This window comes from Actinocatenispora thailandica (assembly GCF_016865425.1).
GTDB lineage: Bacteria > Actinomycetota > Actinomycetes > Mycobacteriales > Micromonosporaceae > Actinocatenispora > Actinocatenispora thailandica.
This window is the reverse complement of the sequence record NZ_AP023355.1, coordinates 2,235,155-2,261,237: the sequence shown is the minus strand read 5'-3', so window position 1 is coordinate 2,261,237 and position 26,083 is coordinate 2,235,155. Positions and strand designations below refer to the sequence as shown.

At 72.6% G+C, this 26,083-nt stretch carries 24 protein-coding genes and 1 tRNA gene; 8 read left to right on the top strand and 17 right to left on the bottom strand.

Going from position 1 to position 26,083, the window contains the following annotated elements:
- The 5 genes from Athai_RS10055 to Athai_RS10035 form a co-directional block, all read right to left on the bottom strand.
- Positions 1 to 1,200, bottom strand: a complete 1,200-nt coding sequence (locus Athai_RS10055) for a glycoside hydrolase family 16 protein (RefSeq protein WP_203961254.1) — start codon at positions 1,198 to 1,200, stop codon at positions 1 to 3.
- A gap of 284 nt (positions 1,201 to 1,484) precedes the next feature.
- Positions 1,485 to 2,789 carry an extracellular solute-binding protein gene (locus tag Athai_RS10050; protein ID WP_203961253.1) on the bottom strand — a complete coding sequence of 435 codons (1,305 nt, stop codon included), beginning with the start codon at positions 2,787 to 2,789 and terminating at the stop codon, positions 1,485 to 1,487.
- 37 nt (positions 2,790 to 2,826) lie between these two features.
- Positions 2,827 to 3,720 carry a carbohydrate ABC transporter permease gene (locus Athai_RS10045; protein WP_203961252.1) on the bottom strand — a complete coding sequence of 298 codons (894 nt, stop codon included), beginning with the start codon at positions 3,718 to 3,720 and terminating at the stop codon, positions 2,827 to 2,829.
- A gap of 79 nt (positions 3,721 to 3,799) precedes the next feature.
- Entirely contained in the window at positions 3,800 to 4,705 is a 906-nt protein-coding gene (locus Athai_RS10040) for a carbohydrate ABC transporter permease (protein WP_203961251.1), read from the bottom strand.
- 34 nt (positions 4,706 to 4,739) lie between these two features.
- The gene (locus Athai_RS10035) at positions 4,740 to 5,537 is read right to left on the bottom strand and encodes an IclR family transcriptional regulator (protein WP_239156842.1); all 798 of its coding nucleotides are present in this window, start codon (positions 5,535 to 5,537) and stop codon (positions 4,740 to 4,742) included.
- Between the two features lie 86 nt (positions 5,538 to 5,623).
- On the opposite strand from Athai_RS10035, the gene Athai_RS10030 reads away from it, so the two are divergent.
- From Athai_RS10030 to Athai_RS10015, 4 genes are all read left to right on the top strand, one after another.
- Positions 5,624 to 6,832: a mandelate racemase/muconate lactonizing enzyme family protein gene (locus tag Athai_RS10030; RefSeq protein WP_203961249.1), complete on the top strand. Its 1,209-nt coding sequence runs from the start codon at positions 5,624 to 5,626 to the stop codon at positions 6,830 to 6,832.
- Positions 6,829 to 7,713, top strand: coding sequence for a dihydrodipicolinate synthase family protein (locus tag Athai_RS10025; RefSeq protein WP_239156841.1), 885 nt, complete (start codon positions 6,829 to 6,831; stop codon positions 7,711 to 7,713). The genes Athai_RS10030 and Athai_RS10025 overlap by 4 nt, the downstream gene beginning before the upstream one ends.
- Positions 7,710 to 8,531, top strand: a complete 822-nt coding sequence (locus tag Athai_RS10020) for an SDR family NAD(P)-dependent oxidoreductase (protein WP_203961248.1) — start codon at positions 7,710 to 7,712, stop codon at positions 8,529 to 8,531. Before Athai_RS10025 ends, Athai_RS10020 begins: the two co-directional genes overlap by 4 nt.
- Positions 8,532 to 8,636: 105 nt before the next feature.
- Positions 8,637 to 9,482, top strand: a complete 846-nt coding sequence (locus Athai_RS10015) for an SMP-30/gluconolactonase/LRE family protein (RefSeq protein WP_203961247.1) — start codon at positions 8,637 to 8,639, stop codon at positions 9,480 to 9,482.
- Between the two features lie 63 nt (positions 9,483 to 9,545).
- Here the strand turns inward: Athai_RS10015 and Athai_RS10010 are convergent, their stop codons facing one another.
- Positions 9,546 to 11,279 carry a hypothetical protein gene (locus Athai_RS10010; RefSeq protein WP_203961246.1) on the bottom strand — a complete coding sequence of 578 codons (1,734 nt, stop codon included), beginning with the start codon at positions 11,277 to 11,279 and terminating at the stop codon, positions 9,546 to 9,548.
- Positions 11,280 to 11,505: 226 nt separating this feature from the next.
- Here Athai_RS10010 and Athai_RS10005 point away from each other — a divergent pair, with 226 nt between their 5' ends.
- On the top strand, positions 11,506 to 12,015 hold the full coding sequence (locus Athai_RS10005) for a GNAT family N-acetyltransferase (RefSeq protein ID WP_203961245.1): 510 nt from the start codon (positions 11,506 to 11,508) through the stop codon (positions 12,013 to 12,015).
- Between the two features lie 189 nt (positions 12,016 to 12,204).
- Here Athai_RS10005 and Athai_RS10000 read toward each other — a convergent pair whose 3' ends face one another.
- Complete coding sequence (locus Athai_RS10000; RefSeq protein ID WP_239156840.1) at positions 12,205 to 13,137, bottom strand: endonuclease/exonuclease/phosphatase family protein; 933 nt, start codon at positions 13,135 to 13,137, stop codon at positions 12,205 to 12,207.
- Positions 13,138 to 13,284: 147 nt separating this feature from the next.
- On the opposite strand from Athai_RS10000, the gene Athai_RS09995 reads away from it, so the two are divergent.
- Complete coding sequence (locus Athai_RS09995) at positions 13,285 to 13,782, top strand: hypothetical protein (protein WP_203961244.1); 498 nt, start codon at positions 13,285 to 13,287, stop codon at positions 13,780 to 13,782.
- A 189-nt stretch (positions 13,783 to 13,971) separates the two neighbouring features.
- Here Athai_RS09995 and Athai_RS09990 read toward each other — a convergent pair whose 3' ends face one another.
- The 7 genes from Athai_RS09990 to Athai_RS09960 all read right to left on the bottom strand — a co-directional run bounded on the left by Athai_RS09990 (position 13,972) and on the right by Athai_RS09960 (position 18,099).
- Positions 13,972 to 14,235, bottom strand: a complete 264-nt coding sequence (locus Athai_RS09990; protein ID WP_203961243.1) for a DUF7660 family protein — start codon at positions 14,233 to 14,235, stop codon at positions 13,972 to 13,974.
- 545 nt (positions 14,236 to 14,780) lie between these two features.
- Positions 14,781 to 14,855 (bottom strand) — tRNA-Val (locus tag Athai_RS09985).
- A gap of 39 nt (positions 14,856 to 14,894) precedes the next feature.
- Complete coding sequence (locus Athai_RS09980) at positions 14,895 to 15,356, bottom strand: peroxiredoxin (RefSeq protein WP_203965460.1); 462 nt, start codon at positions 15,354 to 15,356, stop codon at positions 14,895 to 14,897.
- A 265-nt stretch (positions 15,357 to 15,621) separates the two neighbouring features.
- The gene (locus Athai_RS09975) at positions 15,622 to 16,056 is read right to left on the bottom strand and encodes a DUF3052 domain-containing protein (RefSeq protein ID WP_030444372.1); all 435 of its coding nucleotides are present in this window, start codon (positions 16,054 to 16,056) and stop codon (positions 15,622 to 15,624) included.
- Positions 16,057 to 16,262: 206 nt separating this feature from the next.
- A complete protein-coding gene (locus Athai_RS09970; RefSeq protein ID WP_203961242.1) occupies positions 16,263 to 17,036 on the bottom strand; it encodes a hypothetical protein in 774 nt (257 codons plus the stop codon).
- A gap of 124 nt (positions 17,037 to 17,160) precedes the next feature.
- Entirely contained in the window at positions 17,161 to 17,628 is a 468-nt protein-coding gene (locus tag Athai_RS09965) for a hypothetical protein (RefSeq protein WP_203961241.1), read from the bottom strand.
- Positions 17,629 to 17,688: 60 nt separating this feature from the next.
- Positions 17,689 to 18,099 carry a secondary thiamine-phosphate synthase enzyme YjbQ gene (locus Athai_RS09960; RefSeq protein ID WP_203961240.1) on the bottom strand — a complete coding sequence of 137 codons (411 nt, stop codon included), beginning with the start codon at positions 18,097 to 18,099 and terminating at the stop codon, positions 17,689 to 17,691.
- A gap of 104 nt (positions 18,100 to 18,203) precedes the next feature.
- On the opposite strand from Athai_RS09960, the gene aceE reads away from it, so the two are divergent.
- Positions 18,204 to 20,933 carry a pyruvate dehydrogenase (acetyl-transferring), homodimeric type gene (aceE, locus tag Athai_RS09955; protein ID WP_203961239.1) on the top strand — a complete coding sequence of 910 codons (2,730 nt, stop codon included), beginning with the start codon at positions 18,204 to 18,206 and terminating at the stop codon, positions 20,931 to 20,933.
- Between the two features lie 64 nt (positions 20,934 to 20,997).
- On the opposite strand, the gene Athai_RS09950 is transcribed toward aceE, so the two are convergent.
- On the bottom strand, positions 20,998 to 23,013 hold the full coding sequence (locus Athai_RS09950; RefSeq protein WP_203961238.1) for a sialidase family protein: 2,016 nt from the start codon (positions 23,011 to 23,013) through the stop codon (positions 20,998 to 21,000).
- A 236-nt stretch (positions 23,014 to 23,249) separates the two neighbouring features.
- Here Athai_RS09950 and Athai_RS09945 point away from each other — a divergent pair, with 236 nt between their 5' ends.
- Positions 23,250 to 24,188 (top strand): phosphotransferase family protein, encoded by a 939-nt coding sequence (locus Athai_RS09945; protein WP_203961237.1) that lies wholly within the window; start codon positions 23,250 to 23,252, stop codon positions 24,186 to 24,188.
- Between the two features lie 65 nt (positions 24,189 to 24,253).
- Here Athai_RS09945 and Athai_RS09940 read toward each other — a convergent pair whose 3' ends face one another.
- Positions 24,254 to 25,129: an NAD-dependent epimerase/dehydratase family protein gene (locus Athai_RS09940; protein ID WP_203961236.1), complete on the bottom strand. Its 876-nt coding sequence runs from the start codon at positions 25,127 to 25,129 to the stop codon at positions 24,254 to 24,256.
- A 193-nt stretch (positions 25,130 to 25,322) separates the two neighbouring features.
- Complete coding sequence (locus tag Athai_RS09935; protein WP_203961235.1) at positions 25,323 to 26,072, bottom strand: SDR family NAD(P)-dependent oxidoreductase; 750 nt, start codon at positions 26,070 to 26,072, stop codon at positions 25,323 to 25,325.
- Positions 26,073 to 26,083: the final 11 nt, after the last annotated feature.

The window sequence follows — 26,083 nt, the reverse complement described above, 5'->3', positions numbered from 1 at the left end:
TCACACCTCCCGGACGAACTTGACGGCGTCGGCGCGGGCGTTGCCGTTGCCCCGGGTCAGCGTCACCGACGAACCGGTGCCGGCCGGGAAGTCCCACGCGCCGAGCGACACCCAGCCGGTCGTCCCGGTGGTGTAGTTCAGGTGGGTGGTCGTGGTGGTGCCGCCGTGCACCACGTCGAGCCGGGAGTCGGTGTCGCTGCCCGGATAGACGGTGCGGTAGACGTAGACCTGGTAGTGGCCGGCGGCACGCAGGTTCGGCCGCCAGGTCGCGCTCGCCCCCGGCGCCGCGGACCAGCGGCTGGTGTTGCCGACGGTGAAGCCGGGCAGCGTGCTGTCGTTCCAGGCGCCGTTCTCGCTGTAGCCGTAGCTGGCCGGGGTGTCGTTGTCGACGTAGTAGTCCTTCTGGTAGTAGCGCACGTAGTCGAACTGGGCGGTGGCCGGCAGCTTCGTCTCGTCGACCGTCTCGTACCCGATCGAGGTCAGCCAGATGTTGAGGTAGTCGTGCGTGTCCGCACTCGGCGGGTAGGTCGCGGTGTCGGTCAGCGTGCCGTCCACGTAGAAGGCGACCCGGTCCTCGGTCCAGTCGAAGCCGTAGGTGTGCCAGCCGGCCGAGGTGTCGAACCCGGGCTGCGCCGTCCTGCGCCCGATGCTGGTGGAACTGCCGTCGGCCCGCCAGGCGATCACGCCCTGGCTGATGTTCTGCGGCGCGCTGGAGTTGATCTCGAACTGGTCGATCTCGGTGCGCCGCCGCGGCGTGTAGGTGTCCGTGCCGTCGCCGGCCATCGCCCAGAACGAGGTGTGCCAGCCCGCGCCGACCGGCGTCTTCGCCCGCGTCTCGTAGTATCCGTACCGGAACGGCTGCTTGCTGACCACGCCGCCGGCGGTGTAGGCGTAGCTGCCGTACTGTTCCTTCTTCAGCGCGATCGACAGCACGCCGCCGCCCTCGGACACGTTGCGGGCCAGCTGGGCACTCTTGGCCTTCTGGTCGGTGCGGAAGTTCCACCTCGTGGTGTCCACTGTGGACCCGTCGAACTCGTCGTCGAACGCCAGGGTGTACCCGTCCCCGGCCGGGGTGGTGACCTCCGGGCGGGCGCCGGACGGTGGTGCGACCTGCTGCCGTGCGGCGGCGGGCGCCGCGAGCGACGCGCCGACGATGGCGGCAGCCGCGGCCACCGCGAGTGCGTTGAACCTTCTGGACATGGGACGACCTCCGGGGGGTGGGAGAAGTCTTGCCAGTCGTTGCGTGCACTGTCGCCGAGACCGGGCGCGGTCGCGCGCCCGCCGGCCGGGCGCCGGTTGCGGCGCCCGGCCGTCGAGTCGGAGCGGGGCACCTCGGCCCCGCCGGGTCAGCCGGCGGGGCGGCGGGGTACCTCGGCCCCCGCCGGGGCCGCCGGCGGGGCGGCGGGGCGCCCGCCGGTCGGGTCACGGGGCCACGGCCACGCCCCGGGCGGTGTCGTGGGCGGCGCCGGTTCGGCCCCGGTGGGTCAGCTCGTGACGAGCTTCTGCATCGCCTCCCGCGCGTCGGACATGGCCTGCTTCGGGCTGGACTTACCGGTCAGCACCGCCTGGACCTGGGTGGCGAGCGCCTGCTCGATCTGCGCGTACTGCGGGTAGGCCCAGAACGGGTCGGTGCGGGCGGTGGGGGTGACCCGCTTGCTGAACTGGCTGATGAACGTGTCGCTGGCGACCTTCGGATCGGCGAGCGCCTTGCCGGTGGTCGGCGGGTTGCCGGTCTTGGCGAAGTAGGTGGCCTGGGTGGCGGTGTCCGCGGTGACGCTGCGGGCGAACTTCGCCGCCGCGCCGGACCCCTTGCCCGCCAGCACGACCAGCACCCCGCCCCAGGCGAACGCGATCGGCTCGTCACCGGCGTGGGCGACCGGCCGGGCGAACGGCACCAGCTGCTTCTCGATGTCCTTGTTCTTCGCCGCCGCCACCACGGCACCGCGGCCGACCGGGGCGTCCTCGTACACCCCGACCTTGCCCTGGCCGAACAGCGCGCGGGCGTCGAACCGGTCCAGCGCCGGCGCGATCAGCTTCTTGTCGTAGAGCTTCTTGTACCAGGTGACGGCCTCGATGCTGCCGTCGTCCCCGACGGTCACCTTGTCGTTCTGCACCACCGGGCTGCCGAACGTCCACATCCACGGGATGATGTCCTTGAGCTGGTCGACCTTGGTCATCGCCGCGTACGGCACGATCCCGTTGCCGAGCGCCTTCAGCGACTCCAGCATCGCCTCGAAATCGTCCACCGTGGTCGGGATCTTCTTGATCCCGGCCTTGTCGAACAGCTGCTGGTTGCCCACCATGCCGATCGCGCCGGCCGTCCACGGCAGGCCGTACTGCACGCCGCCGACCTTGCCCAGCCCCAGCGCCGCGTCGGTGTAGCCGGCGCCCGCCGCGGTCCTGGTCAGGTCGGTGAGCTTGCCGGTCGCCTTCAGGGTGGCGAGCCAGGCCGCGTCGCACTGCGCGGCGCCGGTGGCGTTGCCGCCCCGTACCTGCAGCAGCAGCTGGTTGAGGTAGTCGTTGTACGGGTACGACACCGTCTTGATCTTCGCGCCGGACGACTTCTGGTAGCCGGCGACGATGTCGCCGAGCGCCTTCTTGGTCGACGCCTCGTTGAGTGACCAGCCGGTGAACGTGAAGTTCTTGACGCCGTCGTCGGAGACGCTCTGCGCCTTGCCGGTACCGCCGGCGGACGGGGCGCACGCGGCGGCGCCGGTCAGGGCCAGGGCGCCGGCGCCGACCGCGCCGAGCACGCCGCGCCGGGTCAGGGACGGGGTGGTCTGGGACATGGCTTCTTCTCTTTCGGTCGGAGGCCCACCGGGCCTCTTAGCCCTTCACCGCACCGCTGGCCAGACCCGCGACGAGGTGGCGTTGCAGTACGACGAAGGCGATGACGACGGGGAGCGAGGTCACCAGCGACGCGGCCATCAGGTCCGGCCAGGCGGTCTGGAACTCGCCGACATAGGTGTTGACCAACCCGGGCGGCAACGTCTGCCGGTCCGGCCCGGCCAGGGTGAGCGCGAAGATGAAGTCGTTCCAGCCGCGAATGAACGCGAACAGGCCGGCCGCGATCAGGCCCGGTGCCGCGATCGGCATCATGATCCGGTGGATGATCGTCCGGGTGGGCGCGCCGTCCACCCGGGCGGCCTCGATCAGCTCGTCGGGAATGGTGTCGAAGAACCCCTTCAGCATCCAGATGCACAGCGGCAGGGTGAACGTGGTGAACGACAGCACCAGCGCGAGATAGCTGTTGAGCAGCCCGGTCGCGCTGAACACCAGGTAGATCGTGATCAGCAGCAGCGCCTGCGGGAACATCTGCGAGGCGAGTACCAGGTACATCAACGACCGGCGGCCGGCGTAGCGGAACTTGGAGAACGAGTAGCCGCAGTAGGCGGAGACGAGCACCGACAGCGCGGCGGTGATCAGCGACACCAGCACGCTGTTGAGCAGGTAGCGCAGCAGCTTCGGGGTGTGCAGCAGGTTGTCGAAGTGCGACAGCGTCAGGTGCCGGGGCACCAGGTGCGGCGGGAACGCGAACACGTCGCCGGTCGGGCTGAACGCGGTCACCAGCAGCCAGTACACCGGGAGCAGGCCGAAGCAGCCGATCACCACGATCGCGACCACCGCACCGACGCGACCTCCCCGGCCGCGCCGCCGCGCCGCGCCGGCCGCCACCTTGCTCGTCGCCGCGCGCTGCGGCGTCGCGGTCGCCACCGTCATCGGGACACCTCCGAAGTGCGCACGGTGTCGAGTGCCCGCGATCGAGCCGCGCACCGCGACGGGTACCCGGGAGCCGGGTTCATGCCGACCGCCTTTCCGAGAGCCAGACGTAGCCGACCACCAGGACGCTGAGGATCAACATCCACAGCGCGCCGATCGCACCGGCACTGCCCAGGTCGAACCCCTTGAACGCGGTGTCGTACACCGAGACCGCGAAGGTGGTGGTGGCACCCGCCGGACCGCCACCGGTCATCACGTAGATCGTGTCGAAGTGCTGGAAGTTCCAGATCATCTCCAGCAGCAGCACCATGCCGATCATCGGCCGCAGGTGCGGCAGGGTCACCGCCCGGAACCGGCGCACCGCGCCAGCGCCGTCCAGCGCGGCGACCTCGTGCAGGTCGCGCGGCACCGTCTGCAGCCCGGCCAGCAGCATCACCATCATCCACGGGAAGCTGTTCCAGGTCTTCGCCACGATCACCGCGAGCATCGCCGTCCCGGGCTGACCCAGCCAGGCGACCGGGTCGCCGATCAGGTGCAGCTTCATCAGCACGCCGTTGAGCACGCCGTAGTTCGCGTTGAAGATCCACAGCCACAGGAACGAGACCACGACGCTGGGCAGCACCCACGGGAACAGGAACAGGCCCCGCAGTACCGCCCGGCCGCGCAGGCCGACGTCGAGCGCCAGCGCCAGGCCGAAACCGAGCAGGAACGACGCCGCCGTGGTACCGATGGTGAACACCAGCGTGTGCCCGAGCGCCGGCCAGAAGTCGCCGGACAGCACCGACCGGAAGTTGTCCAGGCCGACGAACGACCGGCCGGGCAGCACCAGGCTCTGCTTGTAGAGGCTGGTCACCAGGCCGGAGACCAGCGGGTAGCAGACCACCCCACCGAGCAGCAGCAGTGCCGGCACGGTCAGCAGGAACCCGACCATCCCGTTGGACAGCCGATCCCCGCGCTCGCGCCGGAACCGGCTCACGGTACTCATGCCGCCCCCGCGGTGCGGCCCGCGTCGGCGGTCGTCATGCGCTGGCTCCCGCGGCGTGCGGCCCGGCGTAGCCGAGGGCGATGCTGATGGAGTCGGCGGTCTCCACGACGGCGCGGGACAGCTCGTCCTCGCGCTGCGGCAGATCGATCGCCGACAGCGGGCCGGACACCGACAGCGCGGCGACCACCTCGCCGGCCTGGTCCCGGATCGGTGCCGCCACGCAGGCCCGGCTGAACGCCAGCTCCTCGACCTCCTTCGTGTAGCCGTGCGCGGCGAGCTGGTCGAGCTCCGCGTCGAGGCGCTGATGGTCGGTGAGCGTGTGCGGGGTGTAGCCGACGAGCTGGTCGGCCGGCAGCAGCTCGCGCCGCTGCGCCGGGCTCAGCCCGGACAGCAGGCACTTGCCCAGCCCGGTGGCGTGCAGCGGGTTGTGCGCCCCGATCAGCACCGAGTTGCGTCGGGCCTTCGCGCCCTCGAAGTTGAGCAGGTAGCAGAGCGTGTCGCCGCGCCGCACCGCGACGTTCGCGCCGAGGCCGAGCCGGGCGGCGAGTTCCTGGGACAGCTGGCGGGCGGCCCGGTGCACCCGGTTCTGGTTGAGCGCGATGCCGGCGTAGGTGACCAGGTCCAGGCCCAGCCGGTACAGCCCGGAGACCGGGTCGCGCTCGACCGCGCCGACCGACTCCAACGTGGTCAGCAGCCGGGACGCGGTGGACAGCCCGAGGCCAGCGCGCTTGGCGACATCGGAGACCCGCAGCTCGGGCTGCCCCCCGGTGAACGCCGAGAGCACGGCGAAGGCCCGCTCCACGGACTGATTGTTGCCAACTTCGGTCGCCACGGCGCCCTCTCTTGTAACTGGCTTGCAATATGTGGAAACATAAACCTCATGTTGCAAGCCGTCAACCATTCTTCGGCCGGTACCGCATGAGGATCAGCGCGGTGCGGGCCTACCCGCTTCGACTCACCGGTCGCGAGGCCTACCTGGGCGCCTTGCCCGACGGCGCCCATCCGGCCGGCGACGACTACTTCACCCGTCCGCCCTGGCGCAGCCTGTACTCGCGGCACTTCGAGACGGTGCTGGTGCGCGTCGACACCGACGAGGGCGCCACGGGCTGGGGCGAGGCACTCGCCCCGGTCGGGCCGCAGATCGTCGCCGCCGCGATCGACCGGCTGCTCGCGCCCGCCCTGCTCGGCCGGGACCCGACCCGAGTTCGTCCACTGTGGACGATGATGTCCGGGCTAATGCGGGAGCGCGGGCACCTGGTCGGCCACCAGGCCGACGCGCTCGCCGCGGTCGACATCGCACTGTGGGACCTCACCGGGCAGCTCACCGGGCGGCCGGTGCACGCGCTGCTCGGCGGGGCGTACCGGGAGCACGTGCCCAGCTACGTCTCCGGCCTGCCCCGACCCACCGACGAGCAGCGCGCCGAGCTCGCCCGCGAGTGGGTCGACCAGGGAGTGCGGCACGTCAAGCTGGCACTGGGGTACGGGGTCGCCGCCGACCTCGCCACCTTCGACGCGGTCGCCGCCGTACACCCCGACCTGCGGGTCGCCATCGACGCGCACTGGGCGTACGACCTCGCCGACGCGCAGCGCCTCGGCCGCGGGCTGGACGAGCGCGGCGGCTGGTTCCTGGAGGCGCCGCTCGCACCCGAGGACGTCACCGCGCACGCCGAGCTGGCCGCCGACCTGGTCACCCCGGTGGCGGTCGGCGAGGCGCTGCGCAACAGGTACGAGTTCGGTGACTGGCTGGCCCGGCGCGCGGTCGACCTGTGCCAGCCGGACGTCGCCCGGACCGGGATCACCGAGGCGATGAACATCGTGGGGCTGGCCGCCGCGCACCACATCCCGACCGCGCCGCACCACTCGGTCGGGCTCGGAGTGGCGCTCGCCGCCGGCATCCACGTCGCCGCCGCGGTCGAGTCACTGCCGGCCTTCGAGTACCAACCGGGCACCGTGCCGATGGCCAACCGGATCCTGACCGAACCGATCACCGGCGGCCCCACCGGCTTCGCGGTACCGACCGGACCCGGCCTGGGCATCACGGTCGACACCGCGGCGGTCGAGGCCGCCACCCAGCAGGCCGCGGCGGTCGAGGCCGCCACCCGTGCCGCAACCGAGGAGCTGCGTTGAGAAGCGGACTGACCCGGGGCCTGATCCCGGTACTGGCCACCCCCTTCACCGACAACGGTGACCTGGACACCGACGGGCTGCGCCGGCTGGTCGACTTCCAGCAGTGGTGCGGCGTCGACGGCGTCGCAGTGTTCGGCTTCGCCAGCGAGGGGTTCACCCTCACCGCCGCCGACCGCGAGCAGATCCTGCGCATCGTGGACCGCGGGCTGGCCCCGGACCAGCCGCTGGTCGCCGGCATCAACGCGACCGCGATCCGACCCGCGATCGAACAGGCGGCGGCGTGCGCGGACGCGGGCGCGAGCGCGCTGATGGTGATCCCGCCGTACCAGGTGAAGCCGACCGCGGACCAGCTGGTCGACTTCTACGGCGAGCTGGCCGCCGCGGTCGGCCTGCCGGTGATGGTGCAGGACGCCCCCGGCTCGACCGGGGTGACCATGCCGGTCGAGCTGCTCGCGAAGCTGTCCACGCTGGACGGGGTCACCGCGGTGAAGATCGAACCGCAGCCCACGGTGCCGAAGATCGCCGCGGTCGCCGCGGCCACCGCCGACGACTTCGACGTGCTCGGCGGCCAGAACGCGCTGTTCGCCCTGGACGAGTACCAGCGCGGCGCGGTCGGTTCGATGCCGGCCTGCGAGTTCGCCGACGCGCTCGCGGTGGTGCTGCGGGACAGCGACCGCGCCGGGTTCGACCGGCTGCTGCCGCTGATCCGGTTCGGGCTGCAGCCCGGCCTCGCCTGGTCGATCCACAAGCACGCGCTGGTCCAGCGCGGCGTGCTCGACTCGGCGGCGGTGCGCGCGCCGGCCCGCGACGCGGACGCCGGTACCCTCGCGGCGCTGGCGGCGATCCTGGCCGAGCTGAACCTGCCGCGGTACCCGCGATGACCGGCCGCGGGGTGCTGGTGGTCGGCGCGTCCGCACCGATCGCCGTCGCCATCGCCGAGACCTTCGCCGCCGAGCCCGCGAAAGGTGCCGACCCGGCCGTCGGCGCGCACCGGCGAGCGACCGGGCGCGACCGCTCGCCGGGCGACGACGAGCGGGTGGTTGGCGGCGGTGACCAGGTCGCCGGGGTCGCGCTGGAGCGGCCACCGACCCCGCCGTACCAGGTGGCGCTCGCCGCGGACTGCTCGACCGCGACCGGCGCGCAGTCGGCGGTGGACGCCACGATCCGGGCGTTCGGGCGGCTCGACGTGGTGGTCCTGGCGGCGGCGGTGATGCCGGTCGCGCCGATCACCGGCACCACCGACGAGCAGTGGCGCACCGGGCTCGACGCCACCCTGGGCACCGCGTTCGCGGTGTGCCGGGCCGCGCTGCCGCGGATGCCGCGGGGGTCCGCGATCGTCGCGGTCAGCTCGGTCAACGCGACGCTCGCCGCACCCGGCCTGCCCGCGTACGCGGCGGCCAAGGCCGGGCTGGAGGGCCTGGTCCGGCAGCTCGCGCTGGAGTACGGGCCGGTCGGGGTGCGGGTGAACGCGGTGGCGCCGGGCATGATCGGCAACGCGGACCTGCCGCACGTGGCCGACGGGTACCCGCTGGGCCGGGTCGGCACGCCGGCCGACGTGGCCGGTGCGGTGCACTACCTCGCGTCGGACGCGGCCGGCTTCGTCACCGGCGCCGTGCTGCCGGTCGACGGCGGGCTGTCCATCGCGTCCCCGGCCGCCTACCTGCGGCCCGACCTCCGGGCCCGGTTTCTGCCAGACTGAGTGACCTGCGACGCGGGCGCGCTGCTCCGATCGCCGGTGCGGCACCCCGCGGTACCGGGCATCGGGCCGAGCAGGTAGCCCGATCGACGGCGAGGAGGCGTGCTGGTGGAGCAGCTCGGTGCACCGGTCGCCGGGCACGGCGAGGGTCCCTGCTGGGATCCGGCGGCCGGCCTGCTGCGCTGGGTCGACCTGGAACGCGGCGACCTGCTCGGTACACCGCCGGGCGGCGGCCCGGTGACCCGCCACCACGTCGGTACCGTCGCCGCCGCGCTGCGCCCGCGCACCGGCGGCGGCCTGGTGGTGGCGGTCGAGCACGGCTTCGCCCTGCTGGACGCGCCGGACGCGCCGCCCCGGCCGCTGCCGGAGCTGTGGGCCGACCCGACGGTACGGATGAACGACGGCGGCTGCGACACCGGCGGCCGGTTCTACTGCGGTTCGATGGGCTACGACGGCCGGCCCGGCGCCGGCGCGCTGTACCGGCTCGACCCGGACGGCAGCACGCACACCGTGCTGACCGGGGTCACCATCTCCAACGGGCTGGCGTTCACCCCGGACGGCGGCACCGCCTACTACGTGGACACCGCGACGGCCCGGATCGACGCGTTCGACGTCCAGGACGGCGCGTTCGGCCGCCGCCGGCCGGTGGTGACCGTACCGCCGGACGACGGCGCGCCGGACGGGCTGACCCTCGACGCGGAGGGGCACCTGTGGGTCGCGCTGTGGGGCGGCGGCGCGATCCGCCGCTACTCCCCCACGGGCGAGCTGGAGGAGCACGTCCCGGTGCCGGTCCGGCACGTCACCGCCTGCACCTTCGGCGGCGCCGACCTGGCCACCCTCTACGTGACCACCTCGACCGTGGACGCCACCACCGACGAGCAGCGCTACGCCGGCGCCGTGTTCGCGCACCGCCCCACGGTCGGCGGCCTCCCGCCACTCCCGTACGCCGGCTGACCCGGGCTCCAGAGCTTCCCCGAGGTTGCAGAGCCGACCCGACGTTTCAGGTCGACCACGGTGTCAGGACTGGCGGGGCCCGCCGTACCAGGGGGGCATGTCCACGACCGCCGGCGGTAGCGTCGCGACGGCCGGCGAGCCACCGAGCCACCAGCCCAACGCCACCGACGCGGCCAACGAGTCCACCGTGGCGGCGAACGCGCACAGCGACGCGTCGGACAGGTTCACCGGCAGCCCGAGCGACCAGCCGAGGTACGGCAGCGCGTAGCCGGCGCCGACCACGAACGGCACCAGGATCAGCAGCCAGGCACGACGGCGTGGCACCGCGGACTGGCCCAGCACGGCCGCCACCGTCCCGGCCAGGACGAACACACCCAACGCGATCGTCGGCTGCCACGCCTGCACGAGGGCGCCGGCGACAGCGAACATGACGCCGACCGGCAGGCCCGCGACCGCACTCACCGTGACCGCGGAGAACTCACCATTCGATACCGACCACCACCCGGCACGGCGGCACCGGACGAACATCGCCAGTATCGCCGCGATGGCGCCGATCAGTGCCAGCAGCGGCGCCGCGGCCAGCCGACCGGTGACGCCCACCCCCAAGCCCGACAAGGGCAACGGGGTGATCGCGCTGGTCTCTGGCAGCCGCACCGCGACGCGTCGCCAGCCACCGCCCGGGTCCCGTACCGCGAGGCCCTCCACTCCGTTCGCGACGACGACCTGGTAGCCACCGGCGACCGGCCGGACCACGATGTCGGTGCTGGCCAGCAGCCCGTCGTCGCGGCCGGGCAGCAGATCGTGCGCCCGCTTCAGGTACTCCCAGCGCCCCGGTGGCAGCCGCCACGCCGGGCGCCAGCTGGCTCCACCGTCGGTACTCTCCTGCACCCATAACGCGGCAGCACCCCGCGGGGGCTCGGCGGAGCCGGGATCCTCGACCGCACCGGGGATCCGGAAGCAGTGCCCGGTGACGCCGGGTACGCAGGCGAGCGTGTGCGCGGGCGGCAGTTCGGCGCCGCTGCGATCGATGCCGAGCCGGCGCGCGTCGGTGCGGCCGAGACGCCGCCACCCGCCGTCCGGGGTTCCGATCGCCGGACGGATCGTGCCGGCCACGACGACCTGGTCCCCGTCGGCGAGCACCCTGGTCACCGCCGGCTGTTGCGGCAACGCCGAGGTGCCGGCCAGCGCCACCAGCACGAGTGGCGCGCCCAGCAGCGCGCCGCCCCACCGTGCCGCCGTCCGCACCGAACCGGACCGGTGCCACCGTCCGAACCGGCTGGCGGTTCCGGTGGCACGTCGAACGACCCCACCGCCCGCAGCGGCCCGACGAACGACGGCGCCCCCGGCGGTACGGCGGGCGGGCCGGGCAGGCACCGAACTGGCGGCGAGGGTACGGCGGGCGACGGTGCGGCAGACGAGGGAGGCGAGCAGCAGGGCGGGGAGCGCGAGCAGGTCGGTCGGGTCGCGGACCACCTGCCCGCTGCCGGCGACGTGCTGCCAGCCGGCGACCGCGAGCGCGTTGCCGGTGGCGGTCGCCTTCGCCAGTACGAAGCCGGCCCCGGTCGCCGCCAGCGCCCCGGTGCCGACGAGCCGCACCGGTGCGCGCGGTACCAGCAGAGCGACCAGTACGGCGAGCGCGGCGGGCGCGACGACCAGGCCGGCGACGTCGCTGGCCTTGCCGGTGAGAAGGCCCGGCCACAGCGCCTTGCCGATCCGGTCGTTGAACAGCAGGATGCCGGCGGCGGCGAGCGTCACCGGATGCGCCACCCACCGCGCCGCGACACCGACGGTACGCATCCGGTCAGCATCGCGGCGCTCGGTCACGACCCGGCCGCGGAGCGATCCCGAATCCGCCCCGCAGGGTCGAAGCGGCCCCGAACCCGGCCCGCCTCGGCACGGGCCGCCGTCCGACCTGCGGCTCGACGCCGCCCGACCCGGATCGCCGGTGCGAAGGCGTTCCGAACCGAGCCGGGCCGGAACAACCCGGGTGCGGTGCGCCGGAACGGTGTGATGGGGTCGACGGATGATGCAGATCAGAGCCGCGGCGGCGGACGACGTCCGGGCCCTCGCCGAGATCCAGGTCGCCGCGGGTGCCGCATTCCGCGCCGTCGGGCTGGGCTGGATCGCCGACAACCCGGTGCCGACCGACGAGCAGTACCTGGGGTACGTCCGGGACGGCCGCGCGTTCGTCCTCGCCGACGGCGCGGTACCGGTCGGGTTCGTGCTGGTGGACCTGGTCGACGGCGCGGCGCACGTCGAGCAGCTCAGCGTGGCGCCCAGCCATGCCCGTCGCGGCCTCGGCGCCCGGCTGATCGACCACGTGGACGGCTGGGCCGCTGCCCGCGGTCTGCCGGCGCTGACCCTGTGCACCTTCCGCGATGTGCCGTGGAACGCGCCGTACTACGCGCGGCTCGGCTTCGTCGAGATCGGCGCGCCCGGTCCCGGCCTGGCGGCGCTGCTGCGTGCCGAGGTGGCCTTCGGCCTCGACCCGGCCACCCGGGTCGCGATGCGCCGCCCGGTTCGCGCCGCCTGACCCCAGCGGCCCGCGACCCTCGGTCACGAAACGCCGCCCGGCACCTGCGGACCAGCGCTCGGTGGCGCCCCGACCAGTCGGAACGCGACGCCCTCCCGGTGCAGACGAACGGCGTCCGGCGCGTCCGGCTGGCAGCGGCGCGGACGGATCGCTGGCCCGTGGGCCGGACGGCTGGCATCCGCGTGCCGGTCAGGTGACGACGAGGGTGGCCAGCACGGTGCGGTGATCGGTGCCGGCGACCCGGCGAACCTGGTACGCGTGCACTGCCAGCCGGCGGTCGGCCAGCACGTGATCGAGGGTGACCGCCGGGAACGGATCGTCCGGCCACGTCGGACGCCACCCGGACCCTGTCACGTCGGCCGCGTCCCGGTAACCGGTGGCGATCAGCCGGCGCAGCGGCGGATGGTCCAGCGTGGCGTTGAAGTCGCCGAGCAGCACCCGGCGCACGCCGTGCGGGGTGGCCGCCGGTTCCGCCGCGATGCCGCGGGTCCAGCAGCCCTGGTGGTCCGCGGTGTACGGCGAGCACGGGTGCACCGAGCGCACCGCGAGCCGGGTACCGCCGGGCATCGTCACCGTCGCCGACGCCTGCACGAACCCGCCGATCCCGGTCGGCGTCCGCTCGTCCGACAGCGGCAACCGGGAGTACAGCGCCGAGCCGGCGGCATACGGCGCCGGATCGGCCACCCGGTACGGCAGCAGCCGGGCGAGCCCGGCCCGATCCAGCCGCCGCTGCGCCGGCGCGGTGAACTCCTGCAGTGCCAGCACGTCGACCTTGCCCTCGTGGACCAGCCGCACCACGTCACCCGCGTCGGCGCCGCCGATCCGCAGGTTCACCGTCATCACCCGCAGGGCTCGGCCGGTGCGTTCCTCACCGGAGCCCCACGCCCGCGGGACCACCACGGCCACCAGCGCCACCATCGCGACGGCGGCCGCCAGGCCCGCCCACACCGCCCGCGCCAGCAGTGCCAGCCCGGCCATCACCGCGGCGGCGAGCACCGCCCACGGCGTCAGCGCCAGCACCGCGACCCCCGGCCACGGCGGCAACACGCCGGCGACCCGCACCGCCGCCCACGACAGGAGGACGAGCGTCAGCAACCACAACCCGCCCCGTACCGCCCGCACCGCGCCACCCTAACCAGGCGCGCCGATCCGGCCCGTACGACACGACGATCGGGCGGCCGACTCAACCCCCGACCTGGCTCCGGACGCGGCGCCGCTCGCCGCCCGCGTCGATGACCTCGACTGGCCGCCGGCTGGGATGATGCCGTGGTGGCAATCGGAGTTCGTGTCGTCGAATACAGCGGTGCTGTCGTCGGCAGGCTGGAAGCTCCGGTGGACGTCAACCGACTGTGCGCGGTCGCTGCGGGGGATCCGGCTCGCTACCCGCTGTTGGCCGGCGTCGACAAGTACGACCACACGTACTTCAATTCGCGTCAGTCGATGGTGCTGGTTCAGGAGTTGGAAGCCCTCGCGGCTGCTACGAGCGACGTGGGACTTGCCGCCGAAGCCGTCCGGCAGCTTGCCGAGCTGCTGCGCCCGGCCCGGGGCCGACCTCATCACCGGCAGCTGGTGTTCGTCGGCGACCAAGGCGGCATGACCCGGACACCCGAGCGTCACCTCGACCGTGGTCCGACACTTCTCGGTAGGCCGACGGTGGCGCGCTGGAAGCCGTTCGGTGCACCGCATCGTGGGCAGGTCGAGCATCGCCCTCGGCTGCACCGTGTCGCCCGCTGTGGCGACTTCTTGTTCGAGAAGCGTCGGTCTTGACTGGTGGCCGGGTGGTGGGCGCGGCAGGGTTCGAACCTGCGACCCCTCGCTTGTAAGGCGCACCCGCCCGGTCCGTCACCGTCTCGACTCGTCCGGCAGAGCGGGTGCCGCTGCCCTGATGTATCGGATGATCCGCTCTCGTCCGTCGTCGTTGATGTCAACTGCTGATGTCAGGCACAGGCGTGGTGTTCACTCATAGATGACCGCTGCTGCCAGCGCACGCGCGAAGAACTTCCAGTCGCCCGACTCCGGCATCGACTGGCCGAAGTTCTTGTACCAACCCGGCGAGTCCTTGATCCACGCGGCGAGCGCTTCGAGGAACCGGTCGAGCGTCGGATTCTCCCACTCCTCGCCCCGGCGGGCGAAATCGTCCTGGAGCGCGCGCACGAATGTCGCAAGTTCTTCCCGGCTGCTCACGTCTTCCGCCGGATCGGGCGGCAGTTCCCAAGGCATGGCCTGAACCTACCGACATTCGAATGCAACATCTTCCCCGATTCTTCTCCCATCCCGCCTGCCGTCGACCCACCCTTGGGGTAGCAGGCCGTGGCCAGGGCGCCAAGGTGGAGCGCCCTACTGGACGAACGACCTTGGCGCCCTGGTCGCGGTCTGCTACGGCTTCGCCTGGGTCGTCGGCAGGCGGGATGGGAGCCACCAGCCACTCGCGATCCGGTACCCGCGCTGGCTCCTCCCCCATCCTGGAGCCGGAGCCCCCGCCGGAGGCAAAGACCGTGCCGCCAGCATGCAGACGGCCCGCACCCTCCGTTGAGGATCATCAACGGAGGGTGCGGGCCGCTGTCGTTCGGGCGCCGGCTGCCGGACTGCGCGCGCCGCGCTGGAGGTGTGGGCGCGCGCCGGCCGAGCGGCCGGCGCTGCGGCCCGCGTGCGGGCCGCCTTGGTGACGCCCTCGGGCAGGACGGTTGATGTCAGCCGGTGATGTCAGAGGGCCTGGGCAAGATCGAGTTCGGTTCGAAAGACGTCGGTCTTGACTGGTGGCCGGGTGGTGGGCGCGGCAGGGTTCGAACCTGCGACCCCTCGCTTGTAAGGCGAGTGCTCTTCCGCTGAGCTACGCGCCCGGGCTGGCGACGAGGGTACCCGCCGCCAGTCGGGGACGATCAGGCAACCTCGGCCAGGGCCTTGCGCCAGGCGCCCTGGTCGCGGGCGTCGCCGGGCAGGTTCATCTCGGCGAAGCGCACCACGCCCTGCTTGTCGATCAGGAACGTACCGCGGTTGGCGATGCCCGCCGCGTCGTTGAACACCCCGTACGCGGTGGCGACGGCGCCGTGCGGCCAGAAGTCGGCGAGAATCGGGAAGTCGTAGCCTTCCCGATCGGCCCACACCTTGTGCGTGTACGGCGAGTCGACGCTGACCGCGAGCACCTGCGCGTCGTCGGTCTGGTACTGCGTCAGGTTCTCCTGCAGCTCGCACAGCTCACCCTGGCAGACGCCGGTGAACGTCAGCGGGTAGAACACCAACAGCACGTTCTTGTCGCCGCGGAAGTCCGACAGCGCCACGTCCTGGTTGTTCTGGTCCTTCAGCGTGAAATCCGGCGCCTGGGCGCCCACCTCGATCGGCATGTGCTCTCGAACGCTCCTCGTCTGTTGCCCGACGGCGGCGCGGCGCAGGGTGCTGCCGGCGCGGAGCGCCGACGGTACCGCCGCCACGGCGCCGGTGGTCGTGCTCAGCATGCCACCGGCCGGGGGTGACCCCACCGGCAGCCCGACGGCTGCCCGGGGCACGACCCAGCGGCCGGTGGCGGATCGGGGACCCGCCGCCGGCCGCGCACCCGGCACCGACGGCCAGGCGGTCTGGCACGGCCCGGCCCGTCGACGGCATGACCGGTCAGCGCTTGCCGCGACCCGCCTTCGGCGTCACCAGCCGGGCGCCGGACCAGTCCCGTGCCGCGTTGATGTTGCTGGTCTGCTGGAACCCGACCGTGCGCACGGCCTCGGAGATCTCGCTGGGCTCGACATGGCCGTCGCGCCCCGGCTTCGGGGTCAGCAGCCAGATCATCCCGGTGTCGGCCAGTGGGCTCCGGGCGTCCATCAGGGTCTCGACCAGGTCACCGTCGTCCTCCCGCCACCACAGCAGGACCACGTCGACAACCTCGTCGGTGTCCTCATCGACGATCTCCCCACAGCGGTCGATGACCGCCTCGCGGAGTTGTTCATCGACGTCCTCGTCATAGCCGATCTCCGTGACGATGCTGCTCGGCTCGATCCCGAGCCGTTCCGCCACGTTCGTCACGCCGTCGGCCTGACCAGCCGTCGCGCTCACTGTCGAGTGCCTCCTCGTCGTCGCCCCCGTGGCGCCCGAACGGGCGCCGCAGCGGATAGTCCCATACGCCACCGCAATGGTGCCGCACCGACCAAGTTACGTTCCCCGAGCCGTCCCGGCGCGGCGAATCCCGGCACCGGGCCGGAGTGGGACACACGGGTTGGCGGGAGACTAACGTGTCTCCCGCCGTCCGGGGAGCCCCACCCTTACCGGGTCGGGTACCCGGGTGACGACGGCGGGTAACCACCGGGCGGCGGCGAACCGGTCGGATCGGCCCGCGGCGCACCCGCGCCGTACTGCCCGGGGACCGGCCCGGCCTGCGGTCGCGTCCCGTACTGCGGGGGCGGCTGCTGGCCGTGCTGGGGCGCGCCGTACTGCCCGGGCGGGCCGTACTGGGGTGCCCCGTACCCGGGCGGCTGCCCGTACTGCGGGGCACCGGGCTGGCCGGCCGGCGGGGCGCCGGCCGGCGGGTACGGGGCGGACGGCTGCCCGTACGGCGGGGGTGGCGGGCCGTACTGCGTGGGCGGGCGGCGGCCCCGGCCGAAGCCGCCGGCCAGGATGCCGCCGCGGAACCCGCGCAGCGATCTGCGCACCGCGAACCCGGCGGCGACGGACAGCACCACGCCGAGGGCGGCGACGCCCAGCGGCCACAGGGCGCCCAGCGAGCTGTCCTCGACGACGTCGTCGCCGAGCGCCCGCAGTTGCACGTCCTTGCCCTCGTCGGAGTTGCTGTCGGCACCGGGAATCTCGCCGTCGTGCTGCTGGCCGTCGGCGGTCTTCCAGGTGCCGTAGCAGTCCGTCTCGTTGTGACTGCCGTGCCGCGAGTGGACCCGGCGCGTCTGGCACCGGTCGACGTGGGCGGTGACCGTCTCGCCGGAGAAGTAGGTGTGTGCCTGGAAGATTCCGACAGCAGTGAAGACGACCGTCATCAGGATGGCGATGACCAGCCAACCGACGGTACGCACGGGTCTGGAGAACACGCCGCCCACCGTAGGTCACCGAGGCACGTGCACGGCGACACGGGCACACCGGCACGGCCGGGCCGCCCCGCCCGCCGCCGCCCGAACTCGCGGCCGGCGACAGGCGCCGTCCTCGACCGTCAAATCACGGAGCGTGATCCGACTGGCCGGACCGGACCGGGTCGGCCGGCGCCCTCCGAGCCGAGCGTCGGACCTTGTGCCGTACGACGAGGATGAGCACGATGACGGCCAGCGCGCCGACAGTCAGCGCGAACGGCCACAACGCGCCGAACACGTTGCCGGAGACGACCCGGTCACCGAGCGCACGCAGGGTCACCTGGCGCCCCTCGTCGGACCGCCCGGCGTTGGGGATCGTCCCCTCGTGCCGGGTGCCGTCCGAGGTCGTCCAGTGACCGTGACAGGTTGTCTTGGTGTGTCTGCTGCCGCCCGAGTACTCCTGGTGCGTCTCGCAGTAGCCGACGACGGCGGTGACCTTCTCGCCGTCGAAGTACGTTCGCGCCTGGAAGCCGCCCACGATGGCGGCGATCACCGCCATCAGCAGCAGAACGCCGAGCCAGACCGCCAGGATGGGATTGATGCGGGGTCGAGACACCGGCACACGGTAGAGCATCTGCCGACCTGGTCCGCAACGACCTCGCAACCGGCCCCGGCCTCAGCCCGACAGCAGGGAGAACCGAACCGTCCGGACAGGGTTGTCGATATTGGTATCTACCAGGCAGATCGACTGCCAGGTACCGAGCGTCAGCCGGCCGTCCAGCACCGGCACCGTCGCGTACGGCGGGATCAGCGCGGGCAGCACGTGGTCGCGGCCGTGACCTGGGCTGCCGTGCCGGTGCCGCCAGCGGCCGTCGGCGGGCAGCAGCTCGTCCAGCGCGGTGAGCAGATCCTCGTCGGAGCCGGCGCCGGTCTCCAGGATCGCCACGCCGGCGGTGGCATGCGGTACGAACACGTGCAGCAGGCCGTCCACGCGCCCGGCCCCGGCCAGGAAACGCTGCGCGGAGTCGGTCAGGTCGGCGACGGTGGGGTTGGCCCCGGTGCGGACGGTGATCTCCTGGGAGTACATGCGCCGATCCTCGCCCACCGATCGGACCCGCGTGACGCGACCCGGCGATCGGAGGCAGGATGGCAGCAGCAGAAGACTCCACAAGAGATGACGAGGGACGACCCGTGGCCACGGAACGCAAGCGCCCGGTGATCAGCGACGGGCTCCCGAGCCAGATTCCGGACATCGACCCGGAGGAAACCACCGAATGGGTCGAGTCGCTGGACGCGGTCGTGGACAGCCGCGGCCGGCAGCGTGCGCGCTACGTCATGCTGCGCATGCTGGAACGGGCTCGGGAGCGCCAGGTCGGTGTGCCCGCGCTGACCAGCACCGACTACATCAACACGATCCCGCCCGAGCAGGAACCCTGGTTCCCGGGCGACGAGTACATCGAGCGCCGGATCCGGGCGTACATCCGGTGGAACGCGGCGATCCAGGTGCACCGGGCGCAGCGGCCGGGCGTCGAGGTCGGCGGGCACATCTCCACCTACGCCTCGGCGGCCAGCCTGTACGAGGTCGGGTTCAACCACTTCTTCCGGGGCAAGAACCATCCCGGCGGCGGCGACCAGGTCTACTTCCAGGGGCACGCGTCGCCCGGCATGTACGCGCGGGCGTTCCTGGAGGGCCGGCTGTCGGAGCGCCAGCTGGACGGGTTCCGGCAGGAGTTCAGCAACCCGGGTGGCGGGCTGCCGAGCTACCCGCACCCGCGGCTGCTGCCGGACTTCTGGGAGTTTCCGACCGTCTCGATGGGTCTCGGCCCGTTGGGGGCGATCTACCAGGCGCGGTTCAACCGCTACCTGCACAACCGCGGTCTCAAGGACACCAGCCAGCAGCACGTGTGGGCGTTCCTCGGCGACGGTGAGATGGACGAGCCGGAGACGCTCGGCGCGATCACCCTCGCGGCCCGCGAGGAGCTGGACAACCTGACCTTCGTGGTCAACTGCAACCTGCAGCGGCTGGACGGCCCGGTCCGCGGCAACGGCAAGATCATCCAGGAGCTGGAGGGCCTGTTCCGCGGCGCCGGCTGGAACGTGATCAAGGTGATCTGGGGCCGGGAGTGGGACCCGCTGCTCGCCGCCGACGCCGACGGCGCCCTGGTCAACCTGATGAACGTGACGCCGGACGGCGACTACCAGACCTACAAGGCCGAGGACGGGGCGTACGTCCGGGAGCACTTCTTCGGGCGCGACCCGCGCACCCGCCGGATGGTGGAGAACTACTCCGACGACGAGATCTGGAACCTCAAGCGCGGCGGCCACGACTACCGCAAGCTGTACGCGGCGTACCGGGCGGCGACCGAGCACACCGGCCAGCCGACCGTCATCCTGGCCAAGACGATCAAGGGTTGGACGCTGGGCAGCCACTTCGAGGCCCGCAACGCCACCCACCAGATGAAGAAGCTCAAGGCCGACGACCTGAAGAGCTTCCGCGACCGGCTCTACCTGGACATCCCCGACTCGGCGCTGGACCCGGTGCTGCCGCCGTACTTCCACCCGGGCGAGTCGTCCGACGAGTGGCAGTACATGATGGAGCGCCGCAAGCATCTCGGCGGCTCGCTGCCGGAGCGCCGGCATCCGGTGATCGCGATGCCAGCGCCGAAACCGGAGCGGTACGACATGTTCGCCGCCGGCTCCGGCAAGCAGAAGGTCGCCACCACGATGGCGATCGTGCGGCTGTTCAAGGAGCTGATGAAGGACAAGGAGTTCGGCGCGCACGTGGTGCCGATCATCCCGGACGAGGCACGCACGTTCGGGATGGACTCGCTGTTCCCGACGGCGAAGATCTACTCGCCGCACGGGCAGACCTACACGCCGGTCGACCGGGACCTGTTCCTCGCGTACCGGGAGGCCACCAACGGCCAGATCCTGCACGAGGGGATCACCGAGGCCGGGTCGGTCGCCGAGTTCACCGCCGCCGGCACCGCGTACGCCACCCACGGCGTGCCGATGCTCCCGCTGTACATCTTCTACTCGATGTTCGGCTTCCAGCGCACCGGCGACGGGTTCTGGGCGGCGTCGGACCAGATGGCGCGCGGTTTCGTGCTCGGCGCCACGGCCGGGCGCACCACGCTCAACGGCGAGGGGCTGCAGCACCAGGACGGCCAGTCGCCGCTGCTGGCGTACGCCAACCCGGCGGTCGTCGGCTACGATCCGGCGTTCGCGTACGAGATCGCGCACCTGGTCAAGGACGGCCTGCGCCGGATGTACGGCGACGCGCCGGAGGACGTCTACTACTACTTCACCGTCTACAACGAGCCGATCGTCCAGCCGCCACAGCCGGCGGACCTGGACGTCGAGGGGCTGCTCAAGGGCATCTACCGGTACGCGCGGGGCGCCGGTGACGGTCCGAAGGCGCAGCTGCTCGCCTCGGGCGTGGCGATGCCGTGGGCGTTGAAGGCGCAGCAGCTGCTCGCCGACGACTGGGGCGTGTCGGCCGACGTGTGGTCGGTGACCTCGTGGACCGAGCTGCGCCGCGACGCCGACCGGGTCGAGGAGCACAACCTGCTGCACCCGGAGCAGGAGGCGGCCACGCCGTACGTGACCGCCAAGCTCGCCGACGCGGCCGGGCCGGCGGTGGCGGTCAGCGACTACATGCGGGCGGTGCCGGACCTGATCGCTCGGTACGTGCCGACCGACTTCACCGCGCTGGGCACCGACGGGTTCGGCCACTCCGACACCCGCGGGGCGCTGCGCCGGCACTACCACGTGGACGCCGAGTCGATCACGGTCACGGCGCTGCGCCAGCTGGCCCGCCGCGGCGAGGTCGACGCGCAGGTACCGGCGCAGGCGTTCAAGAAGTACCAGCTGGACGACGTGAACGCGGCTCCGCAGGCGGAGGCCGGCGGGGACAGCTGAGTTCGACCGAGCACCGCGTCCGGCCCGGCACCGACCACAGGTGCCGGGCCGGACGCGTGCCTGGTCAGTCCGGGTCGACCGAGTCGAACGGGAGGCGCAGCACCAGGCCGTCGCGGACCGGGGCGTTGGCGCGGACCGCGGCCAGTTCGTCGGCGCTCAGCGCCCGGTCGTAGCCGCGAACCTCGTCCAGCGCTCCGTCGAACCGGCAGGCGTTGTCCAGCCGCTGGCCGACCTGGATCTGGAACGACACGGTCTGGCTGACCGAACCGGCGACCGCGTCGCCGGCGGCGACCGCGGCTCCGTCCACGTACATCGTCAGCCGGCCGGCGTGGCGTTCCAGCGCCACGTGGTGCCACTGCTGGTCGGCGTACGCCGAGGCGCTGGCGATCGACGCGGTGCCCTGCGCGGTGGTCATCAGCGCGATCAGCCGGTGGTTGGCCGGTTCACCGCGCAGCCAGACCTGCGGCGCCCTGCTTCCCATCCCGCCCAGCCACAGGATCGCCTGCTTGCCGGTACTGGCGCCGTACCGGAACCAGGCGGTCCAGGTGAAGTCGCCCGCGCCGGGCAGCTGCGCCGGGTCGTACGGGACGCGGACGAAGCCGTCCGAGCCGTCCAGCGAGACGGCCGAGCCGTAACGGCCGTCGGTGAGCGTGGGACCGCACGCCGTTCCACCCTGGCAGCGGGAGGATCCGGAGCCGGCCCACGGCCCGATCAGGTGCGCGTCGGCGTGCTGCCCGGAGACGTCCGGTGTGCTGGGCCCGGGTGACGGGTGGAACCCCAGGTACTCCTGGTTGAAGCGGGCGAACCGGATCTCGTCGCGGGCGTCGACGGTGCCGCCCTCGTACAGCAGGCCGATGCCGTCGGCCGAGATCTGCACCAGGTCGGAGTAGCCGGACCAGTCGGTGGTGATCAGCCTGCCCTGGTCCGCGTCGTCCCAGGTGCGGCCCTCGTCGTAGGAGGAGCGGATCATCATCCAGCGGCGCCGGTCGGTGTCGGACGGCGACGCGAACAGCATCCGCCGGCTACCGGCCAGCCGTAGTACCGAACCCTCGACCATCGGCGTGACCAGGTCCGGGATCGTACGGAACGGGGTCGAGAACGTCTCGCCGCCGTCCCGGCTGACCGCGTAGTCACGGTTGCCGACGTCGGTGCCGCCCTGCTCGCGCCCGGCGACGTAGATCGACCCGTCGGTGCGTTCGGCGACGCTGAGTTCGGACGGCTTCTGGGTGCTGGTGCCGCCCGCCGGATACCGGAAGGTGTCGACCGCGCCGATGTGCCAGTCGGTGCCGCCGTCGTCGGAGTACATCAGCGCGGCGTGGTTGGCGATCGGGTGCCCGGCGCCGTCGCTGGTCTCGGCGTTGACGCCGAACACCAGTCGGCCGGCGTGCGTGCCGTACCGGAGCTGGATGCCGTGGTTGGGCCCGCTGGCGTACCAGGAGTCCCAGTCCGGCCGCTTGATCTGCGCGCTGATGTCGCGCGGGGTCGACCAGCTGCGACCGTCGTCGTCGGAGTACTGCAGGTGCGGGGTGCGCGGGCAGGGCGTGGCGCAGCCCTGCGAGTCGCTGCGGCCGAGGTTGTAGGTGCTGATCAGCAGGATGCGGCCGGTCCGGCGGTCCACGATCGGCACCGGGTTGCCGTGGGTGTCGCCGTGGCCGGCGTTGACGAGTCGTTCCGGGCCCCAGGTCCGGCCGCCGTCGGTGGAGCGCCGGACGACCAGGTCGATGTCCCCCGCGTCGCCACAGTTGTCCAGCCGGTGCTCGGCGAACGCGAGCAGGGTGCCCCGGGTGCTGCGCACGATGGCGGGGATCCGGTAGCAGCCGTGGGCGAGGTCGGTCGGCGCCCGGAACAGCACCTGCTGGTCGAAGGCGGGCGCGGGTTCGGTGGCCCCGACCCCGACCCCGGCCCCGGCCCCGGCCCCGACCCCGACCCCGGCTCCGGCCCCGGCTCCGGCTCCGGCTCCGGTGGACCGTGCCGGTGCGGCGGTTGCGGCCGCGGTGGTCAGTGCCAGCAGGATGGCGGCCAGTGCCGCCACCACGCCGGGTCTGCGGGCGGAAACCGCCCGGCCGTGCGGTCTGCTCATGATGTGCGATCCCCTCTCTGCGGCGTCGGCCGCGCGGACATAGGACGTACTATGTCTATGGATCGGGATGGACAGTAGGACGATCCGGGCGACGGTGTCAACCGAGCGCAGCACGGCCGACACGTTCGCTGCGCGACGACCAGCCGGGAGCGCCGCCGGGTGGCGGGTACGCGGCTGGCGGGTGGCGGCTGTGGCATGGTCGAGGCCGACGACGCCCCACCGATCGGAGCGGCCCGATGCACGACCAGCCCAGCGGTCGAACGCTGATGTCCGATCGCGCGCACCTGGACGTCGCCGCGGCGGCGATCGCGGCGTCGGTGCTGGGCCGAGATCCCGGGCCGCTGTCGTTGGTGGGCAGCCTCTCGCACCGGGTGTCGGTCGGCGCCGACATCGTCGTCAAGGTCATCGAGGTCGACCGGCACGATCGGCTGGACCGGGAGGTCGCGCTGGTGTCCCGGCTACCGGAGGGGCTGGCGCCGCCGCTGCTGCGCAGCGGGCGGTACGGGTCCGGGGCCGGCCAGGTCCGGTACGCCTGCTACGCCCGGATGCCGGGCACGGCACCGCGGATGGGCCTGCCCGGCGTCGACGAGCCGACCGCTCGCCGGCTGGCCGAGCAGGCGGCCGAGCGGATCGGCATGCTGCATGCCTGGCGCCCACCGGCGGCGGCCGGGCGGATCCTGCGGGAGCCGATGGACCACGGCGGGTTCACCGGCCGCGACGAGTTGCTGGCCGGGGTGGAGCGGGTCGCCGCCGGGCTCGGGCTACCCGCACCGGTACTGGACCGGCTCTGGACGATCGCCGAGCGCGCGCCGGCGCGGGCGGGTACCGACGTGCCGGTGCACGCCGACTGCCACTGGGACAACTGGCTGACCTGTGACGGGCGGGTCAGCGCCCTGCTGGACTTCGAATGGGCCCGCTACGGCGACCCGGTCGACGACTGGTTCTTCCTGGCCCGGTTCAGCGGACCGCACCTGCACGCCGTCCTCGACGTACTGGGCCGCGTCACCGGGACGGCGGTCGACGCGCTGCGCACCGGCTGCGAGCTGCGGGAGGCGGCCCACCTGGTCGCGGACCTCGCGGAGAGCCTGGACCGGCCGGACGCTGCCCACCCGGGATCCGCGGGCCGGCTCGCCGAACTGACCGAGCTCACCGCCGGTCACCGCTGGTGGCCCTGACCGCCGCCGGCCGTGGCACGGCGACCTCGCCGGCGCCGCGGCCGGCCGGGCCCGCCGGCGCGCTGTCAGGCGAGTTCGCGCTTGCGCCGCTCGACGTAGTCGGCCAGGTCGATGGTGGGCTGCCAGCCCAGGGCGCGGGCCTTCGAGGTGTCGGCCTGGCCCTCGGTGCGCTCCCCGCGCCGGGCCGGGATCAGCACGTACGGCGCGTCGAACAGCTTCGCGACCGACAGCAGGCTGCGCTCCTGCCCGTACCCGAGGAGGTAGCCGTCGCCGCTGCCGTGCCGGTAGCAGGTGATGATGCCGGAGACGATGTCGTCGACGTGGGTGAAGTCGCGGGTCTGGGTGCCGGGTTCGACGACGGTCAGCGGCTCGCCCTTGGCGTACTGCCGCTCGAAGATGCCGATGACGGTGGCGTAGGGGCCGTCGGTGATCTGGCCCGGCCCGTACACGTTGTAGAAGTAGGTGACGACGTAGTCCAGTCCGTACCAGTTGGACACGTTGCGGATGTACTCGACGTTCTTGGCCTTGATCCACGCGTACGGGTTGAGGTTCTCGTCCTGCCCGCCGTTGCCGAACTTGGAGCTGGACCCCGCGTACACCAGCTTGGCGCCGTGCTCCTGGGCGAGCGCGACGACCTCCTTGGTGCCGTACATGTTGTACTCCCAGACCCGGTCCGGCTCGTCGAACGACTGCGGAATGCGGGAGTACTCGCCCAGGTGGAAGACCGCGTCCAGGTCGCCGCCGCGGTCGGCCCACAGCTTGCGCACGTTGACCGTACTGTCGTGCAGGTATTCGACCCGCTCGTCGTCGACGTGGTTGGCCAGGGTGCCGGTGAAGTAGTTGTCCACCGACACGATGTGGATGTCGCCGAACTCGGCCAGCAGCCCGCGGATGAGCCGGCTGCCGACAAACCCGGCACCGCCGGTCACCAACACCTGCATGCGTTCTCTCCTGTCATCGGTGCCGGCCGGCGGCGCTGCGGCGCCACCCCCGGTACGACCGGGCAACACGCTAGCACGCAGGGACGATCGCCCCTGGGCGTAGCGCCTCGCCCGACGGTCCAGCGCCCGGCGGTCCAGCGCGCGGCGGTCCAGCGCGCGGCGGTCCGGCGCGCGGCGGTCCGGCGCGCGGCGGTCAGGCGCGGGGCAGGCGCAGACCGAACATGCCGCCGTCGACCGGCAGCGCGGTGGCGGTGGTCGAGCCGGACGCCGGCGAGGCAAGGTAGCAGACGGCGCGCGCCACCTCGTCGGCGGCGACCAACCGGCCGATCGGCTGCCGGGCCTGCAGCCGGGCACGCTCCCCCGCCGGATCCGCGGTACGCGACAGCAGCCGCGCCACCCACGGTGTGTCCACGGTGCCCGGCTCCACGCAGTTGACCCGGATCCCGTCGGCGACGAAGTCGGCGGCCATCGCGAGCGTCATCGCGTGCACCGCGCCCTTGGTCGCCGAGTACAGCACCCGCTGCGGCAGACCGGCGGTGGCGGCGATCGACGAGGTGTTGACGATCGCGGCGTGGTCGCTGCGCCGCAGGTACGGCAGGGCGGCCCGGGTGGCGCGGGCCACCCCGACCACGTTGACGTCGAGGTTGCGGTGCCACTCGGCGTCGTCGTTGTCGGCGACGGTACCGACCGAGCTGATGCCGGCGTTGTTGACCAGGATGTCGATGCCGCCGAACCGTTCCGCCACGGCCGCCATCGCGGCGTCGAGCGCCGCGTTGTCGGTCACGTCGGCGGTCACCGGCAGCACCTGGTCGGTCGGGGTGCCGGGGTGCACGTCGAGCGCGCCGACCCGTGCCCCGGCAGCGGCGAACGCCTCCGCGCACGCCTTCCCGATTCCGGAGCCGCCGCCGGTCACCACCGCGACGAGCCCGTCCAACTCACCCATGCGTTCCTCCG